Source organism: Paenibacillus sp. J31R122 (assembly GCF_056269185.1).
In genome coordinates this window covers 51,382-69,202 of the sequence record NZ_JBWDNM010000012.1, presented here as the reverse complement: position 1 = coordinate 69,202, position 17,821 = coordinate 51,382, and the positions used below count along the sequence as shown (strand labels likewise).

Genomic DNA, 17,821 nt, shown 5'->3' with positions numbered 1-17,821 from the left:
CAATTCACCCTTTCTGAGCTTAATTGATGAGAGGGAAGCAAATCGATGAAGGGAGAGCATAGATCTCCCCCTCCCCCGATTCATTACCATTGTTTGAAATTGCTTTATTGCAAAATCGCTTTGGCTACGATAGCAAGATCTTCAATACTAATCTCGCCGTCTTTATTGACATCCGCATTCACATTCCAGCCCTCTTGACCTTGTTGTTTGCCGTAAGCCGCTGCAACAAGAGCCAAGTCTCCAATCGTGACGCCGCCTTGTCCATTGACATCTGCGGTTATCCTCTTGGTGTCAAATGCTCGAACTGCCGCTTCCAATGCGGTTTTCGCACTATCCACCTGCTGCTGAGAAGCATTCGAATCGTTTGCAATCGCGCTGGCCGCATCAATAGCCGACTGCAATTGCGCTTTGGATCCATTCACATACAGGCCGTGCCCATTGCCTTCCACTGCTGCATCGTACTTGGCCTGAGCGCTTGCGATTAGAGCATTCAAGAGCGACTTATCAACGGATTTACTTATTTCTATTTCGTGGGAGGCTCCATTGATCTGCAACTCATTCCCCTCACTGTTTGCAATCACAACATTGTCGACAGAAATTGTCGTCATATTGGTTGCCTGAGTCACAGATTTGGCCGTAAATTGGAATGATAGCAGATCGCCTTCGGCAAGTATTCCTTGGTTCGCGCCCACGCTAGCACCCAGAATCCGGACTTGTCCCGGCACTGTTTCCTCTTGATCGATGACTTGAAATCCGTCTTTCAATGATGTAACCGAGTCGAGTTGCAAATTTACAGGATCATAGTGAATCGTCAGATCTCGAGCATACACTTGCTGGTATGTGCTTTGCGTAACGCCGGTCAAGCCCATCGTAAGATTAAAGGCTTGGCCAGGGCTCACTTTCTGTAAACCTGTCAATGTAGACTGAGGCTTTGTTGACGCAGACAGCACAGTCACGCTGATGCTTGTAGTCAAGGCTACGTCATTTGTATTTGCCACCCCTGCAGGCAACGTTACTGTTCCAGCTACAGTGAAGGTCTGTGCTGTCTTTTGGGCTGGATCATAGCTTGAAGCATCTACATCCCATGTCACACTAGCATTCACATTGCCGGCATCGGTAACCAGTTCTACTGTAGCAGGAAAACCAAGAGCTTCTGCCGTCTTAGCTGTTCCATTGGCCACTCCTGTAATTGCTGCTGGTGTTGTTATGCTTACAAGCGTCTTATCCTGAGCCGCTGGATCTAAGACAACAACATGCTGCAATATTGTAGCATTACGTCCAATAACATGAGCTACAGCTATAAATGTTCCTGCTTTTGAATATAAAGAAGGATCAAGATCAACAAAAGTAATCGGTAATGCCGTACTTTCGGGCTGACCATCTACTATCGTTTGCGCCGAAACTGATGTTGGTAATACAGGCGCTTCATTAATCAATGTTGATATAGGCGATAATGAGTCTATTGATGTTACACCGTTAATATGGACTAGGCTGCTCACTTTGCCGTACATGCCCACCAACGAGCCATTAACAGTGTATGTTCCCGGAGTATTCAGAACTTCATTGTTCATCATATCCCACTTAACAGGAATTTCCTGAGTAGTAACGCCATCAAATGTCACGGAAACCGTTGCCGGAAGTGTTGGTGATGTGCCGACCGTTGTTGATACCGGTGAAACCGTTTCTATTGTTGCATTTGTATAGGACTTATAAATACCAACAGTATAGTTAGTCGTTGCGCCCACTTTCGATGTCTGAGCGATTGTGAGCGTATTTGGACCGAATATTAACGGTAAAGGTTGCGCCGTCATATCCGTGAATTGGTCCGTAATATCTGTGCCGTTCAGCAAAATGGAGAATGTTGCGCCATGTTCTGAAGTTGGCATAATAAGTGTGACGTCCTCAGTTGGATCTGTAATTGACGCCTGATATGATGTATGACTAGGGTTGAATTCTCCATTCAATGTTGCATTACCCAGCTTGAGATTCGCATCATACACCATATTCGGTGCGTTTGCGATTGTCTTTACACTAATATCGTCTACGCCCAAGTTAAACTTAGCTTGGCCGAAGTCCCAAGGAGCAAAAGCAATAAAGCCGCTTGTATAGGTTGAGTCTTGCCCCGCAATTGTCATAGTTCCGTCAAGCGTTGCGGATATAGTACCTCCAGCTACAGTGATGGATAATGTATGCCACTTGCCAGTGCCAGTGACTGCTTTAAATAGGTCAGCAGGCAGATCAGCACTTGTCGATCCCTCTATTTTGGTGTTCGTATGGGTAGCATCACTATTTTGATCTGCACGGTATAGCTCCATTTTATTGTTGCTTTTATTAAAAGCAACATTGTATCCAGCCGGTTGGTATGTCATTTTCCCAGCGTGAGTACCGGATTTGACGATCGGCTGCGTATTAACAAAGAAACGTAATGGATGAGCAGTGTCTGTATAATCGCTAGCAAGCGCAAATTTCAAATCAAGCGTGTAATTACTCCAATTATGCGCAGGCGCATCTTCATAATACAGGGATGGTTCATTATTGACGATCATAATATTATTGCTGTCATTTGGTGTATCTTTCTTCGGGTTCGCTATAACTTTCAAATTCGGATTAGCTCCCCAGAAAGTTGTAAAACCATTTTTATTAAATTCTGCAGACTGTCCGGTATTGGTAATTGCTTTCTCGGTTGTCGGCATACCGTTCTCAAAATCCCAGTTGATTAATGTAGCAGGTACTACTTCTACCGGTGGCGTATAAGGTGGTACTGAACCCACACTCGGTTGAAGCGGCACTACTGGATCAGCGTCTACACCACCGTAAACATCGATTAGATCGTAGTAGGACATACCAGTATTTTTGCCTGGAGCGCCAGTGTTATCGTAATTTCCCATTCCAATATATTTGAATGACGCTCTATCGAGTGTTGTTACCTCTTGGTCATTAATATAAAGTGTAACTTTGCCTTCAGTAGAGTAGTCAAACTTAAACTGATGCCACCCAAAACTACGCGGTATAGTCGTTAACTTTTCAGTCGTACCATCAAGATACGTGAAATAGTCTCTGCTAGCATGACCGTTAATTCCAAGCCCAACATGGTTGGCAGAAGTATTGTCATCAACTCTCATGTAGGATTGACCTCTAACATCCGAATCGTTTAATCCTTCATTGTAGTCATTACCGGCATAATCACGACGTTTATCGAAGAACCAACCAGTTACGGTTTTGTTTAAGTTGTCGTCGAATGTTCTACTGACTGCAACCCCGTCTGAATTCCCTTTCGCACCGCCGTTAATGAACAGAGAATAATGACCGTTGAACGGACCTTCAGCTGTATACGCGGTGGAAATAACAGGATTACCTTTTTCAATTGACCATTTTGTTGTGTCAATCTCTCCGCCTTCAAAATCATCCGAAAAATAGCTATCCGATTGTAATTTCGGCGAGTTAGGATTATACAATTCGGAAGTAAATGGAAACTCTTGACGGTTAATACCGATACGGTCATATTCCATCTTTGAATTGTCAAACGAATAATAAAGACGCGGACTATACGCTGACGTTGGATAATCGCTGTTTACGTTATCAACATAAAATACATCACCATTTTGCGTCGGTTCAACACGTAAATTAGCACTTTGATTGTTAATACCTTCAATATTAGAAAGATATGTACCTGTAGCACCCATAGCCAAGTCCATACCATGAACCGTATTAGGATCGCGTACGTCGGCTGCACTACCAATCTCCGAAGTTACAATTTGATTAAAGACATTACCCGCCTTGGATTCACCATATGGCTGACCTGTTGCTGGATTGATAGCCTTTGACGGGTCCTTTGTACCGTATTTTCTCTGTACATCATTGCCTTTGAAGAGAGCTCCAATGAATATAGCACTATCCTCAGCAGTATCTTGCTCCGCATCATGCACATAAATATATTCGAAACGGTTGCCGTAGTTATACACGTCTCTCACCGGGTCAAAGTTTGGACTTGCTCCAGGCATAGTTTGTGCTTGACCAACAAACGAAATTGCACGTCGTGGAGCATAGTAAATTTCGAGGTTCTTAAAAGTGCTAAAACCTGTATTCATTACTTGCAATCCTGCACCAAAAGCATTGACTTGTCCAACATTGTGAATGGACAAATTATAGAAGGTATGGTTGTTGTTGTATTTTCCAACTCCTGGATAACCGCCATCCGTATTGATACCGCCCATACCAGTGTTATCGATAACAAGGTTTTGGAACGTATTGTGCGAATTATCGCGCCAAACAACGATTCCAAATAGCCCCATATTAGTAATTCGGCTGTTTTGAATAGTAATATTATTAGTATTAATCAATGTGAACCCGCCATGCATATATGCAGGACGAACAGCATAGTCAGAATAATAGGGCTGTGTACTGCCCGCTGCCTCTGGTGGTGGGTATGGAATTGCTGTACCGCCAGCATACCAAGTTTCACCATAGCTCCAGCCATCTACAATATAATTATCTGATTCTGTAGCTTCGAGAGTGAATCCGTCGAAAGTGATATGGCTAACTTGTTTTGCAAGATCCGGTGCTTTTCCCCAATCCGCAATGTTCGGTTTATCAGAACCTTGCAAACGAATAATTTCCTTCGTCGTCGGAACTACGACATTCAAGTTGTTCATATCCTCAACGCTTGCAACACCGTCAGCTGCTGTCGGATAGTAGTAAAGCCAGCCCGAATGTTTATCATAGTGATACTCGCCAGGCGATTCCAAGAAAGAAATATTTCCTTGCAAGAAATAACGAGCATTGGCATTGATGTTGTATTTTGTAATATACATTTCAGGATGCGCAGGATCGAACGGTGAATACATCATATTATTCGTTGTATCGATTCTGTTAATAGGAAGAGTGTTAGACTCAAAAGCATATCCTCCACAGTCAAAAACAAAAAGTTGAGCAATTTCTGCAACATTTGCGACTTGAGCTTTTACTAGAGCATCTATTTGTGCCGGAGTCAGGTCGCTCGCTTTGTAACCCATATCTTTGTTTGAACCTTTGGTTGACAAGAAATAAGGGCCATTCCACGATGGGAACTCAGGATCCTCTACCTTATTAGGCGTACGGGCCATGATCGCTTTTTCGAAGCCAATATTATCTTTTTGAGAGCCAATATAAAGTTGGTTGAAGTTATATTGTTCAGGATCAAGTTTAACTTTATATACTTTACCCTCCGCAGATTGTGGCAATTGACTTAAATAATCTGTACCAACTACATCTGCAGCACTCGTCTGCTCCCAACCACCTGTAATAGGTTCGCCGCCAATTAAATGCGCGCTTCCGGGAGCTCCTAGGCTTTTATAATGAACCTGGTGTCCATTAAAACCTGAATCCCGTTCGTCGAATTTCAACGGGTCATGAATGTAATAATTGCCCGGTGCAACAAATACATTAATGTCGCCAGTCATCGTTTGATTGATTTGACGAACAGCTTGTTGGGCTTTTGCAATGGTCAGAAACGGATGCTCATAAGTCCCATCATTATCGTCGCTGCCTGTAGGAGATACAAAAAACTGTGCGTAAACATTGGTTCCTGCCGCATTAGCACTTACATTTTGAATAGAGCCAAGAATAGGGCTGAAAATCAATGCAACATATAAAAATACATGTAGTATTTTTATAGTAATAGATTTACTCATTCCATCGTCCCCTCACATTCTAAAGTATCTTTTCGAAAACTCGCAGGGCCTTCTTGTTTGCCCTCAACGCCCCATACAAGTGTGTTGTAAATTTCCTTGTTATGGAACAGCCCCGGTCAAATGCCGAGACTGTTCACATCGTCCCGGTGTTCCTTAATTTATAAATTGTACATACTGCAAGAATCTCTTCAGCATTACGGCCACTTCCGCTCGGCTTGCATCAGAAGAAGGGTCCAGCTTTTGGCCAGATTTACCGGAAATAATTCCGACGTTGACACATTGAGCGATTGCCGGCCTTGCCCAAGCGTGGATAGATGCTTAGGCCGCAAATTTAGACAATCCCCCCTCGTCTGAATCGCTTTCAGCTATGGATTTGCCCGCAGCTTTAATGGCTCTGGAAATCATAAACGCCATCTGCTCACGTGTAATCCGGGCTGTCGGCCGGAAGGATCCATCTTCAAACCCTTCAATAAGCTTGGCTTCTACTGCGGCGCCGATTGATCCCGCATACCAATCCGAATTCGACACGTCGGAGAAGGAAGCATTCGCTGGCGCTGGGGTTAGGGCTAATGACCGAACGAGCATAGAAGTAAATTCCGCCCGGGTAATCCGGCTGTCTGGCGCAAAGCTTGTGTCACTTACCCCGCGTACGATCAGCTTCGAAGCAAGAAGTTCGATCTCTTGTTTCGCCCAATGTCTGTTCACATCGGCAAAAGTTTTCTTGGAAGAAACGATCGCGTACACGCTGTTTCCGTTTCGCTTCAAAGTTGCCACTATCTTCCCATCATTTGGACAATTCGTCCTTCTGAACTCGTCGTAGGTGAGGAGGGGGAGAAAATAAATCTCCCCTCTCATTTCATTGTTTATTGCAAGATTGATTTAGCTGTAATTGCAAGGTCTAGAATATCCACCTTGCCGTCTTTATTTACATCAGATTTCTCATTCCAGCCCGCCTGACCTTGTTGTTTGTCGTAAGCCGCTGCAACAATAGCCAAGTCTCCAATAGAAATTTTCCCATCCCTATTGACATCCGCATTCATTTTCTTGGTGTCAAATGCTTGAACTGCCGCTTCCAATGCGGTTTTCGCACTATCCACCTGCTGCTGAGAAGCATTCGAATTGTTTGCTGTCGCATTGGCCGCATCAATAGCCAATTGCAATTGCGCTTTAGATCCATTCACATACAGGCCGTGCCCATCGCCTTCCACTGCTGCATCGTACTTGGCCTGAGCGCTTGCGATCAGAGCATTCAAGAGCGACTTATCAACGGATTTACTAATTTCTATTTCGTGGGAGGCTCCATTGATCTGCAACTCATTCCCCTCACTGTTTGCAATCACAACATTGTCGACAGAAATTGTCGTCATATTGGTTGCCTGAGTCACAGATTTGGCCGTAAATTGGAATGATAGCAGATCGCCTTCGGCAAGTATTCCTTGGTTCGCGCCCACGCTAGCACCCAGAATCCGGACTTGTCCCGGCACTGTTTCCTCTTGATCGATAACTTGAAATCCGTCTTTCAATGATGTAACCGAGTCGAGTTGCAAATTTACAGGATCATAGTGAAGCGTCAGATCTCTAGCATACACTTGCTGGTATGTGCTTTGCGTAACGCCGGTCAAGCCCATCGTAAGATTAAAGGCTTGGCCAGGGCTCACTTTCTGTAAACCTGTCAATATAGACTGAGGCTTTGTTGACGCAGACAGCACAGTCACGCTGATGCTTGTAGTCAAGGCTACGTCGTTTGTATTTGCCACCCCTGCAGGCAACGTTACTGTTCCAGCTACAGTGAAGGTCTGTGCTGTCTTTTGGGCTGGATCATAGCTTGAAGCATCTACATCCCATGTCACACTAGCATTCACATTGCCGGCATCGGTAACCAGTTCTACTGTAGCAGGCAATCCAAGAGCTTCTGCCGTCTTGGCTGTTCCATTGGCCACTCCTGTAATTGGTGCTGGTGTTGTTATGCTCACAAGCGTTTTATCCTGAGCCGCTGGATCTGACTTTACAACTAGCTCGAACGTTTTCTTTTCTGTTACTCTTCCTTTGGTAAGCGCAGCAGTCAGCTTTACAACCGCATCCGCTTGACCATATGCAGGACGTGTCACCTTACCATCAACAGTAATAACACTTGACTTGCTAGACGTCCACGTAATTTCAGAACCATGCGAGCCTGCTAATGACAGATTGATATCCTGTGTTACAGAAGCTTCACTATCTTCGACTGCAAAGCCAATTTCCAATTCTTCTTTATCTGCATTAACATCTGGTGCATTCGGGTCCTCTTTAAAGACATTAATTTCTGCGGCCGTCACCCAGTTGTTATATGCTTCTTCACCTTTTAGCATAATGTATTTTGCCTCTACTGCCTTAAATTCTGCTGTTTTTTCAGCAGCATCTGAACCCCAAGTACCAGAGACTGCCTCAACAAAATCAGTGCCATTAGAGCTTACATAGATAACATATTTCGTAATTCTGCCGCTTGGCGAATCTTGCCTTGGCAAATATTTTAATTTGTTAATTTTGTAGGTAGCACCAAGGTCCAATGTAATCGATTCTGGAACATGCTTTGGCGTCCACTTGGTATGCCAGAATGTGTTTGGATCTCCATCAATTGCACGGTATGCTCTATTATCTTCCCCTACTGCTTCCTCGCTCGTCGCCGTAGCTGTCATTCCAGATTGAGGGATCAAATTAGGGTCTGGAGGCTCTGGAAGTTCCGACATTCTCTGCTTGCGCAAACCGATATCATCACCGTAAACGACACCTGAGCCTGCAGAAGTTTTCGTCAAATAAATCGTTGCGCTTTTTTGATTCTCATCTGTTGTGAATCGAATAAAAACATGCTTCCAACCATTTTTCGTATCTGTAACGTTCTCTTTCAAGTCTTCGTTACCTACTCGAATACCCATCACAGCTTCTTCACCTGCTGAAACCTTTGTCCAGCCTGATAGCTCATATGTTGTATTCGGGTTTAAACCTGTCACCAATTGTTCAATACCATTCATACCCGGTCCGAACAATACGGAGCCATCTGCAGTTCTAGTCGTTGCGTACTGATCGCCCAGATTGAGCATAGGTGAAAAATGATATTTAACATCCTTGTTGCCTATTAATTCCCAACCATCCAAATCTGCTTCAAATCCATAGTTTCTAGCAAGATTGCTAAACTCATGTCTTGTTGGCGCAAATAAAGGATACGGTGGATTTTCAAAATTATGGCCTGCTCGACCAAATTGGTTTTGATCGTATCCTTCTGCCACATTTCCTTCTACATAAGCATGAATCCCAGGCTTAGCATCCCAGTGGAATTCTACGCCTTCCTCAACGATATTGTTAGAAACCTCGTTGTTATACTTGTAGTCAGTGGAAAGCACTATAATTCTTGGTTTGGACTGATTATTGTAAATAAAGTTATGATCTGTACGACCACCGATGTAATAGCTCGTTCTAGCATTCCATGCAGTGTTATGATGGATGAGGAAGCCATGTGTATTCGAATCAACATAAACGCCTAGTTCACAGCTCTTACAATCCTGGCTATCCATATCATGAATCCAGTTATATCTAATTTCGGTATTTCCGCCATCAACTCGCGCAAAGTATATCCCGCCTAGGTCGTAGCTTAACTTACCTGTGTTGGAAATATCGTTATATTCAATAATGGATTCAGTAAATTTCTCTCCGCCAATTACGGATCTTCCCGTGTTGTAAAGCGTGTTGTAGGATACTAGATGACGCTTACCGCCTGCCAATGCAACAGTAGCATTATAAGTGCCCATATAATCTGTTTCATGAATTAGATTATTGATAACGTTATTATTTGTTCCTCTAAGAACGACACCGTTTCCAGAGCTGTACTTGATTTCACTATCTCGAATGGTATTATAATTACCATCCAAATCAATACCGGTATCATCATATGAATACGCTTTCTGAAGCCCGATCGTATGTGATAAATATTGGGCGTCGATTCCTTTAATCATATTGTAGCTTCCGTCTTTAGTCGTAATAGAACCGCCGATCGTGTTAATGCCTTCAATATGAATATAAGAGCGTCCTGTCAAGTCCACGACATACTTTCTCTTTTTTGCCTCGACAGTTAGATTATCGGGATCGACACCATCCGGTGCCCATAAGTATAAGGTAGAAGTACTGTCGTCATAATACCATTCCTTCTGCCTGTCAAGCTCTCCCTTTACACCGGCTATCATATACTTTCCGCCAGCAGCAGGATTCGTGTATTGGTCCGACCATGGAAGCTTGTCAAAATAAATAGTCGACCCTTTGGAACTCGTTATTTTCACTGATTGCGTAGACCACCAGCCTTTAACGATAACGGTAGCTCCCGCCCAGTAATTATCGGGCTTATTTAGGGCAGCATGGGTAATAGAAGTTGCTGTTCCACTATCCATCTTTGCCCAGCCCATGTCGAATAAATTTTCATCATTGGTCCAATTCGGAAACTGTGCCAAACGCATCATTTCATTATTCGCAAAAACCTGGTTGCCGTCTTTCAGATCCAGATCGATTTCTGCTTTGTATACGTTTCCAGAATCTAGTGTCCAATTAGTGACAGGGTCACTTCCGCTAATAGTTACAGTTTCGTTTGGAAACGCTTTATATTTTATGGGATCAAGAGAAGTACCGTCAGTTGTCGGTGCGATCGTTTCATTATAAGTACCGCCGCGCAAGTATACGGTATCCCCTGCCGTTAGAACACTTGAAGCTTTTTGAATCGTCTTAAAAGGCTTGTCTATCGTACCAGAATTAGAATCGTCTCCTGTTACGGATACATAATACGTATTGCTGGCTGCTTTAACTGACGGCGTCATAGTCGCAACACCGTTAATACTCAGAACAAATGCTAGAACAATTGCTAACTTTTTAAACATGCTGTTACCTCCCAAATATACTTTAGTAAGTAATTATCTCAATAAGAAGAACCGTCTTACTCCGGATTGAGATTGGGATTGGGACGGTTCCAGTTTTAAAGAGTTAACAATTATTTGCCATTTGCTGATTTCCATGCATCGATTTGCTTCTGAGCATCTTCAATCAGCTTGTCTAAGCCCGCTTTCTTCAAACGCTCCACGTATTTAGGGACCATAACCTCAGGGTCTACTGTACCAGTCATCATGGCAGGAACCATTTCCCCCATGATCGCATTCACTTGAGCATATTCTTGCTTCAAGGAATCCGGATTGTACAGGAAGCCTAGCAATGGAGATGTGGCGGAAGTTTCGTTTAGTGTTCTCATCTCATCCATTGAAACTGGTGATTGATTATTTTGATAATCATTAAAAATATTTCCGTATTCCCAGTTAGTTCCCGGAACATATCCGCTATTCGGTATAAGCTCCATTGTGTCGTTGTCTACTTTTTTATAGTGCTTTCCTTCAATTCCATTAGAAATTAAACGGAACAGTTCTTTATCCGAATACAGCAAGTCAAGCAGCATCATCGCTCTTTCCGGATTTTTGCTCGTTCTGGAAATCGCCGTCATCGTTGCAATAACTCCGCCAGTATTGACATAGGCTGGAGCGGCGTCGATTACGACTGTAGGATTGCCTTGTTCAGTAGTAGCTGACTCACTGGCACCTGGACCCCCTCCACGACTCCACACCGCATATTTTCCGGATTTAGCCTCGGCCTTATAATCTTTGCGTGATATTGCATCTTTCTTGATGTACCCCTTCTGATACCAATCTCTATACACTTTCATCAAGTCCATGAATTCCGGGCTTTCCACACCGTTGTATACTTTCATATCCTTGTCATCTACGTTGATGACTAACGGGAACATACTGTTGCCTTGAATAGCATCGATTGTAAAGCCAGACTCCATATTGAATAATTCTGGGAAGCTTGTCATTGCAGGCAGGTACCCTGTCATACCAGGTTCGCCGCTTTTTACTTTCTCAAAGAATGGAGTCAGATCGCTTGGTTTTTTTACGCTAGTCACATCAAAACCATACTTATCAACAAGTTCTTTGTTAAAAGCAAGACCTCTAGCGATAAAATACGTTTGATAATTCAATGAGCCATAGATTTTACCATCTACTTTGGTAGCGTCCCAATACTTTGCTGGAACCTGCTCTAAAATATTTTTACCGTATTGCTGCAGCAAATCATCCAGCGGCACATAGGCACCACCCAAAACATTAGACGCATAGTTATTCGCCCATGAGGATGTAAACGCCAGATCGTAATTTTCGTTCGTCGAAGTGATTACTTTCATTTTTTCATCGAAAGCACCCCAATCGATGACGTTTAACTTCAGTGTCGCGTTGATCTTTGCTTTCAAAATTTTGTTCACTTCATCCATTACAGCCTGGTGATCTGGTTGCACCGTACCTACTGTGTACCATGTTAATTCAACCGGCTCCAGCTCCGGCGTTTCCTTTGATCCCGTGTCCGTTCCCGTTGCATTTGATGATGGGCTTACAGTTTCTTTCGGTGTAGTCGTCTTTGATCCACATGCGCTGATGAGCATAGATACGGCAAGGATCATGGTCATGCAGATTAATAACTGTTTTCTTAACATTTGTGTACCCCCTGTAGTTAATATCTATTGAAACTGCATTCGCAGTAACAATCAAGATCCGATGACTACCCTTTTACTGAGCCGACTGTAATCCCTTTTTCGAAATACTTCTGAAAGAATGGAAAGACAAACATCATAGGGCCTGCAGCCAGTACGGCAAGCGCCATTCTCACCGATAAATCAGGCAACGATACTTGGTTAACCATCCAAGGCGGAACAAAAGCACTCTTAAGGAAGTCCATATTCGATTGGATTTTGAACAGCATATATTGCAAGGAAATAATCTCGGTATTGTTCTGAATAAACATTAAGCTTAGGTAGTAATCGTTCCAATAGGTGAGCAAGTAGAACAAACCTACAGTAGCAAGACCAGGTTTGGCGATTGGAAGCACGATTTTGGCATAAACCACAAGCTCGCTTGCCCCATCGATTTTCGCAGATTCAATAATCGCCGGTGAAATATTTGCAAAAAATCCTTTCATCAGCATGACAAACCACGCACTTACCAGATAGGGAACGATTAAAGCGAATATCGTATCCTTCAGATGCAGTTGGTTAACTACCAATATGTACCATGGGATTAATCCACCGCTAATGAGCATCGAGAAAAACACAAAGAAAGTCGTTTTTGTCGCATAAGCATAGTCTTTTCTAGATATGGCATACGCTAGCATAGATGTAATCAATAATCCGACGACCGTACCTACAATCGAAACGATGATCGTTACTAAGTAAGAGGTGAAGAGCTGCGTCGGATTATTGAATATAAACCGATACGCTGCCAGGTCAAAGTGTTCTGGTATAAATGAATAACCATTTTTGAGGATATCCGCGTCGCTAGTTACAGAAACAGACAATACAAGCAACATCGGAACCACGCACAATAACGAAACGATGATCATCACGCTATGAATGGTTATGTTGAATAGCTTCTGCCGCATTTTATCTCACATCCTTAAAATAGTGCATTTTCTCTGTCATATCTTCTTATGATCCAATTAGTAACAATGACAAGGATAAAACCGACAACAGATTGGTAAGCGCCTGCAGCGGAAGACATCCCTAAATCTCCTACGCCTTTAAGTGATCGATAGACATAGGTATCAATAACGTCTGTCGTAGAGTACAACAGCGATGAATCCCGCGTCAAATTGTAAAAAAGATCAAAATTTCCATAAAATATTTTCCCGATTTGGAGCAACAGCAATAACGTGATTAACGGCTTTAACATCGGAAGGGAGATATTTTTGATCTTATGCCATTTATTGGCGCCATCAATATCAGCCGCATCGAACAATTCACTATCTATTCCCAATAAGCCAGTATAGTAAATGATCGTATAGTAACCGACGTTTTTCCACGTATTTGCACTAACAAGAAGCGACGGCCAATAGGAGGCTTCGTTATACCATAGAATCGGTTCCATATGAAGCTTCTGAAGCAGCATGTTTACTAATCCATGATCCATATCCAGTAAGGCTAGAAACACATAACTGACGACAACCCAGGATAGGAAGAAAGGAAAAAACATGACCGTCTGGTACAGCTTCACAAATTTACGTGACATCTCGTACAGGATCAATGCAAAAAAAATGGAGAATAGAAGTAATACTACGATGAAAAGCGCATTCAGTACAATCGTATTTCTGGTTATCCGTAATGCATCATCACTTGTGAAAAGGAATTTGAAATTTTCAAATCCCACCCACGGGCTTTTCCAAAAACCCAGATCGAATTGATAATCCTTAAAGGGCAGTACCAGTCCATAGAGTGGGATGTAATTGAAAATAAAAATAAATAACACGCCTGGAATCGTCAAAAGAAACAATTCCTTATTTTTGCGGAAAGTACGCAAAGCCTTCAATCTCTTCACCTGCCTATAATTTTTGTGTGATCACCTACCTGGCTACTGAACTAAATATATCGGATCACCTATAGCTTAGAAACTGACAAAAGTGCAGTTTACCCCGCTGTTATGCGAATTATAGGACTATCAATTTATCGAAAAACTGCCAAAACACAAAAAAAGCGAACAACCTGCGCTCATCGCACTCGGTTATCCACTTTTTTACACCCTTATTTTTCTTGAATGGATTTGATAAAAGCATATTCTTTAGGAGAGCAACCGAATTTCTTCTTGAACAATCGGTAGAAGCTAGTTTCGTTTGCAATACCGACCTTATCCATAATTTGAACAACACTTAAATTAGAAGTTTCCAGCCACTCTTGGGCACGAAGAATTCGCACTTCGTTAATATAGGACGCGACTGACATTCCCATCTGCCCTTTGAAAATTTGCCCAAGATACGTCGGTGACATCTTAAACAGTGTACCTAGCTTCTGTAGCGATAGATCAAGATCCGAGTAATTTTTCTGAATGCTATCCTTTATCGTCTCCACAATGACGTTATGTTTTTCATGAACTTGATATTTCTCCGCGCTAATCATCCGTCGCAGCAGACTCTTCATCTCGTCATAGATTTCGTCTATCGTTTCCAAATCGATAAATTTGCTATACACCGTGTTGAAGTCGATTATGGATTGATTGTATTTGAAATCATTCATTTCGTATACGGTCGTCATAATGGTTCTGATCAATAGCATGACCGAAAATGTTATGTGACTGCCCGCTTGTCCGGAAATTTCCTGCAGAATGGTAAACATCGTATTCTCGGCAGCATCAAGATGGTGTGATTTCATTTCTTCGATAAGCTTCTTCTCCAAATGAACGGAATAGTTCAGTTCATGGCTTTTGTTTTGCAAATCTACCAAATCCGGAGTAATAATCGTTTTCTTGCCCAGAACATAACGATAATTCGAATTATTCAGCGCGATATGATAGCTCTGGGAGAGCTCGTGTATTTCTTCAACAACTGACCCTATTGACACGGTTACGGAGAGACCCAGAAAGCTGGTAATATTATTTTGTAATTCTGCAATGGATAAATGAAGATCCCGATATAGGGTATCCTTGTCCTTAAGTTCGGAATACGCAATAATCGCAAAATGATCTCTTTTCATATCCAATGATTCATTCATGAACAGATTTGCTACAGTTTCGGCAGAAATATTGACGATGGCATATTTGTACAATTCAATATCTCTACTGCTATTACTGTCTTTAAACGTTTGATAATTGTCGATTTTCACTACACAAACAACGAAATTGCCGTCCAAATCTAACGAAAGCTGACTGTGATCATATAAGATACTTAACTCTCTTTCACTAGCAGCCTCACTATCAATAAGCAAATTCCTCAAATAATAGTTTTTCAATGTAAGCAGGTTATCCTGCTCATTACTTTGAGCCGTATTCACCAACTCAACGAACTTACTATACGACTTATGCAGGAAACCAATCTCATCCTGATTGGAGTCCTCACTCCCGTCTGCAATCAACTTCTCGGAGCTCATTCTCTGAACAAGACTGCCAATCGGTCTATAGATTCGTTTGGATAACGTAAATGAAACGAGAATGCTCAATGCCAGAAAAATAATCGTCATCAGCACAATACTCAGTTGTATTTTGTTCATATATTTTAATACATCCGAGAGATGTTGCGTTTTAACTAAGACCCAGTCCGCACCTTCAATATACATGTAAGTAATGAAGTATTCGCGACCCTCGATTTGATCGATTAAATAGCCGTATTGCTCACCTTGCTCGATCGACTTCTTAATTTTACTGTTGAACAGTTGTAGGACTGGCTCTTGCATACTTTGGTCAATGCTGTCCCGATTAATGATTTGACGTTTATCGCTAAGCAAGAAAAACTCACCTTTTGCATCATTTGTGTTAATGGTCTTCAGGTTATTGATAATCAAATCTGCATTTACATTTACAAAAATTGCCCCATCGAGAACACCTTTAGGACTGGTTGACTTATACATGACATAAGTAAATATCTCATCATTGCGTTTGGAATCTTGCCCTCTCCTCGCAATCGGTTCCAGCATTGGAATAGTGTTGTAGGTTTTAAGCGCGTTAATCAATTCCTCATCTTTGTAAAACATTTCCTGGTACGTAGAGAAGAAGCGATCTTCCTGTGGGTTATAGACATAGATAGATTGCACAAGCGGATTATTGTTAATGACTGATGTCGTCATTTTATTTAAGGTTTGATTGATTTCGAAAATTTTGTTGTCCGCATCGCTTACATGCAGCAAATAGTCCGCTTCCGCGCTAAAGTATATCGATGAAATGAGATGTTTAACGGTTTCATTCATATACGTTATGTTATATTTCATCTGATACAACGTTTGTTTATTTAATGAATAGTTGTTCTCCACCACATTCTTCTTCACATTGTAATAGATCGTTGCGGAGAAAATGGTCACCAGAAGACAGATCACTGCAGCGATCCATAAATACATTCCTTTAAAAAATTTTCTGTTTTTGAAAGAAGCTTTGCTCAGCAATTGTACTCCACCTTTCTTGCTCATCCGAAGTTCTAAGAAGTTTTTTTTGTAAAAAGCAAACTGGATAAAATCAAAAAAGAAGAAAACTGTGTCGTTTAAATCAGATCCACGTTTTCATAGCTACTAGAACAATAGTGGGTGAAACCCAGAAAGTCAAACATTTCTTATTTTCTTTAGCTTCTAATTTAAGTACGCGTAAACCGTTATCGCCGTTCTTGACGGCTTAAGATCGTTTCGTGGAGATAAATAAGCCTATTTATAAGCCAAAATTTATAAATTGTTATACATCTAATAAAGGCAGCTGCGCCTCTCATTTTCTTGAGACGCTTAGCTGCCTTTTTTATTTAATAAACATTAAATGAATTGGTAATTACAATTTACCATATACTCTTTTTCGCAATGATCATAAATCGTTTAGAATTTGTCTCCATTCCTTTTTCTGTTTTATTACCATCTATAAACTTTTCGAGTATTTCAAAATCATCTTCATATTTCCCGAAATCAGGAATAATCGGCGTGTGCTTCAGCAAGAATACTAAATCCTCGTACGTTTCGTAATATTCTGTTGCATCATAATCATAAGCCTGAATATCAGAAAAACCAGCTTCATTTAATTGTTCCATATATCTATTTTTTAATGTTCCATCCAAGTTGGCGTTTTGCCCTCTTCCAAACGCTTGTGTAATATTAAGCTTATCATTTTCGCTTACTTGCTGAGTAAGGAATATTCCGTCTTTCGCTAACACTCTCGACACTTCCTTAGCATCAAACGGCGAGTGCCTACAAGATACTACATTAAATATGTTCTGAGGAAAACCAAGGTTTTCAGCGTTCATATGCATGAATTGTACATTAGTTTTTTTGGAAATTTGTAAATTATGATTTGCAGTTTGGACCATTCCCGATGATTGATCAATTCCTATTAAAAGTGAACAAGCATGAGCTATGGATAATAAAGCTTCCCCTCCACCTGTACCGATATCGAGCAGTCTATCAGGCTGTTTGAGTCTTTGGGTTACTTCATTATAAAATTGCCACTTTACTCCTTCTGATATAGCCTTTACTTTACTAAAATCCCAACCGTTTAATTGTCCGACTTCCTCGTAGAACTTCATATAATCAAATTTGTTCATATTTAATATCCACCCTTCAATGGCGCTTTATTTAAAGTAATAGTCCTCATTGG

Annotated in this window: 9 protein-coding genes; all 9 read right to left on the bottom strand. The window is 41.7% G+C overall.

All coding sequences use genetic code 11. The features are described from left to right. Positions 1-104: 104 nt before the first annotated feature. Complete coding sequence (locus tag AC0YN7_RS19620) at positions 105-5,669, bottom strand: Ig-like domain-containing protein (protein WP_475811722.1); 5,565 nt, start codon at positions 5,667-5,669, stop codon at positions 105-107. Positions 5,670-5,822: 153 nt separating this feature from the next. Beyond that, positions 5,823-5,930 (bottom strand): hypothetical protein, encoded by a 108-nt coding sequence (locus AC0YN7_RS19615; protein ID WP_475811857.1) that lies wholly within the window; start codon positions 5,928-5,930, stop codon positions 5,823-5,825. Positions 5,931-5,987: 57 nt separating this feature from the next. Further along, the gene (locus tag AC0YN7_RS19610; protein WP_475811721.1) at positions 5,988-6,443 is read right to left on the bottom strand and encodes an S-layer homology domain-containing protein; all 456 of its coding nucleotides are present in this window, start codon (positions 6,441-6,443) and stop codon (positions 5,988-5,990) included. A gap of 89 nt (positions 6,444-6,532) precedes the next feature. Beyond that, on the bottom strand, positions 6,533-10,564 hold the full coding sequence (locus AC0YN7_RS19605; RefSeq protein ID WP_475811720.1) for an immunoglobulin-like domain-containing protein: 4,032 nt from the start codon (positions 10,562-10,564) through the stop codon (positions 6,533-6,535). 110 nt (positions 10,565-10,674) lie between these two features. Beyond that, the gene (locus AC0YN7_RS19600; RefSeq protein ID WP_475811719.1) at positions 10,675-12,216 is read right to left on the bottom strand and encodes an ABC transporter substrate-binding protein; all 1,542 of its coding nucleotides are present in this window, start codon (positions 12,214-12,216) and stop codon (positions 10,675-10,677) included. A 65-nt stretch (positions 12,217-12,281) separates the two neighbouring features. Next, on the bottom strand, positions 12,282-13,157 hold the full coding sequence (locus AC0YN7_RS19595) for a carbohydrate ABC transporter permease (protein ID WP_475811718.1): 876 nt from the start codon (positions 13,155-13,157) through the stop codon (positions 12,282-12,284). Between the two features lie 14 nt (positions 13,158-13,171). Beyond that, positions 13,172-14,080 carry an ABC transporter permease gene (locus AC0YN7_RS19590; RefSeq protein WP_475811717.1) on the bottom strand — a complete coding sequence of 303 codons (909 nt, stop codon included), beginning with the start codon at positions 14,078-14,080 and terminating at the stop codon, positions 13,172-13,174. A 212-nt stretch (positions 14,081-14,292) separates the two neighbouring features. Next, positions 14,293-16,635 (bottom strand): helix-turn-helix domain-containing protein, encoded by a 2,343-nt coding sequence (locus tag AC0YN7_RS19585; protein ID WP_475811716.1) that lies wholly within the window; start codon positions 16,633-16,635, stop codon positions 14,293-14,295. Between the two features lie 377 nt (positions 16,636-17,012). Then, a complete protein-coding gene (locus tag AC0YN7_RS19580; protein ID WP_475811715.1) occupies positions 17,013-17,768 on the bottom strand; it encodes a class I SAM-dependent methyltransferase in 756 nt (251 codons plus the stop codon). Positions 17,769-17,821: the final 53 nt, after the last annotated feature.

What these genes read in the sequence shown, in the direction of transcription:
- AC0YN7_RS19620 (WP_475811722.1), bottom strand. Translation starts at nt 5,669, where the DNA reads ATGAGTAAATCTATTACTATAAAAATACTACATGTATTTTTATATGTT.
- AC0YN7_RS19605 (WP_475811720.1), bottom strand. Translation starts at nt 10,564, where the DNA reads ATGTTTAAAAAGTTAGCAATTGTTCTAGCATTTGTTCTGAGTATTAAC.
- AC0YN7_RS19600 (WP_475811719.1), bottom strand. Translation starts at nt 12,216, where the DNA reads ATGTTAAGAAAACAGTTATTAATCTGCATGACCATGATCCTTGCCGTA.
- AC0YN7_RS19595 (WP_475811718.1), bottom strand. Translation starts at nt 13,157, where the DNA reads ATGCGGCAGAAGCTATTCAACATAACCATTCATAGCGTGATGATCATC.
- AC0YN7_RS19580 (WP_475811715.1), bottom strand. Translation starts at nt 17,768, where the DNA reads ATGAACAAATTTGATTATATGAAGTTCTACGAGGAAGTCGGACAATTA.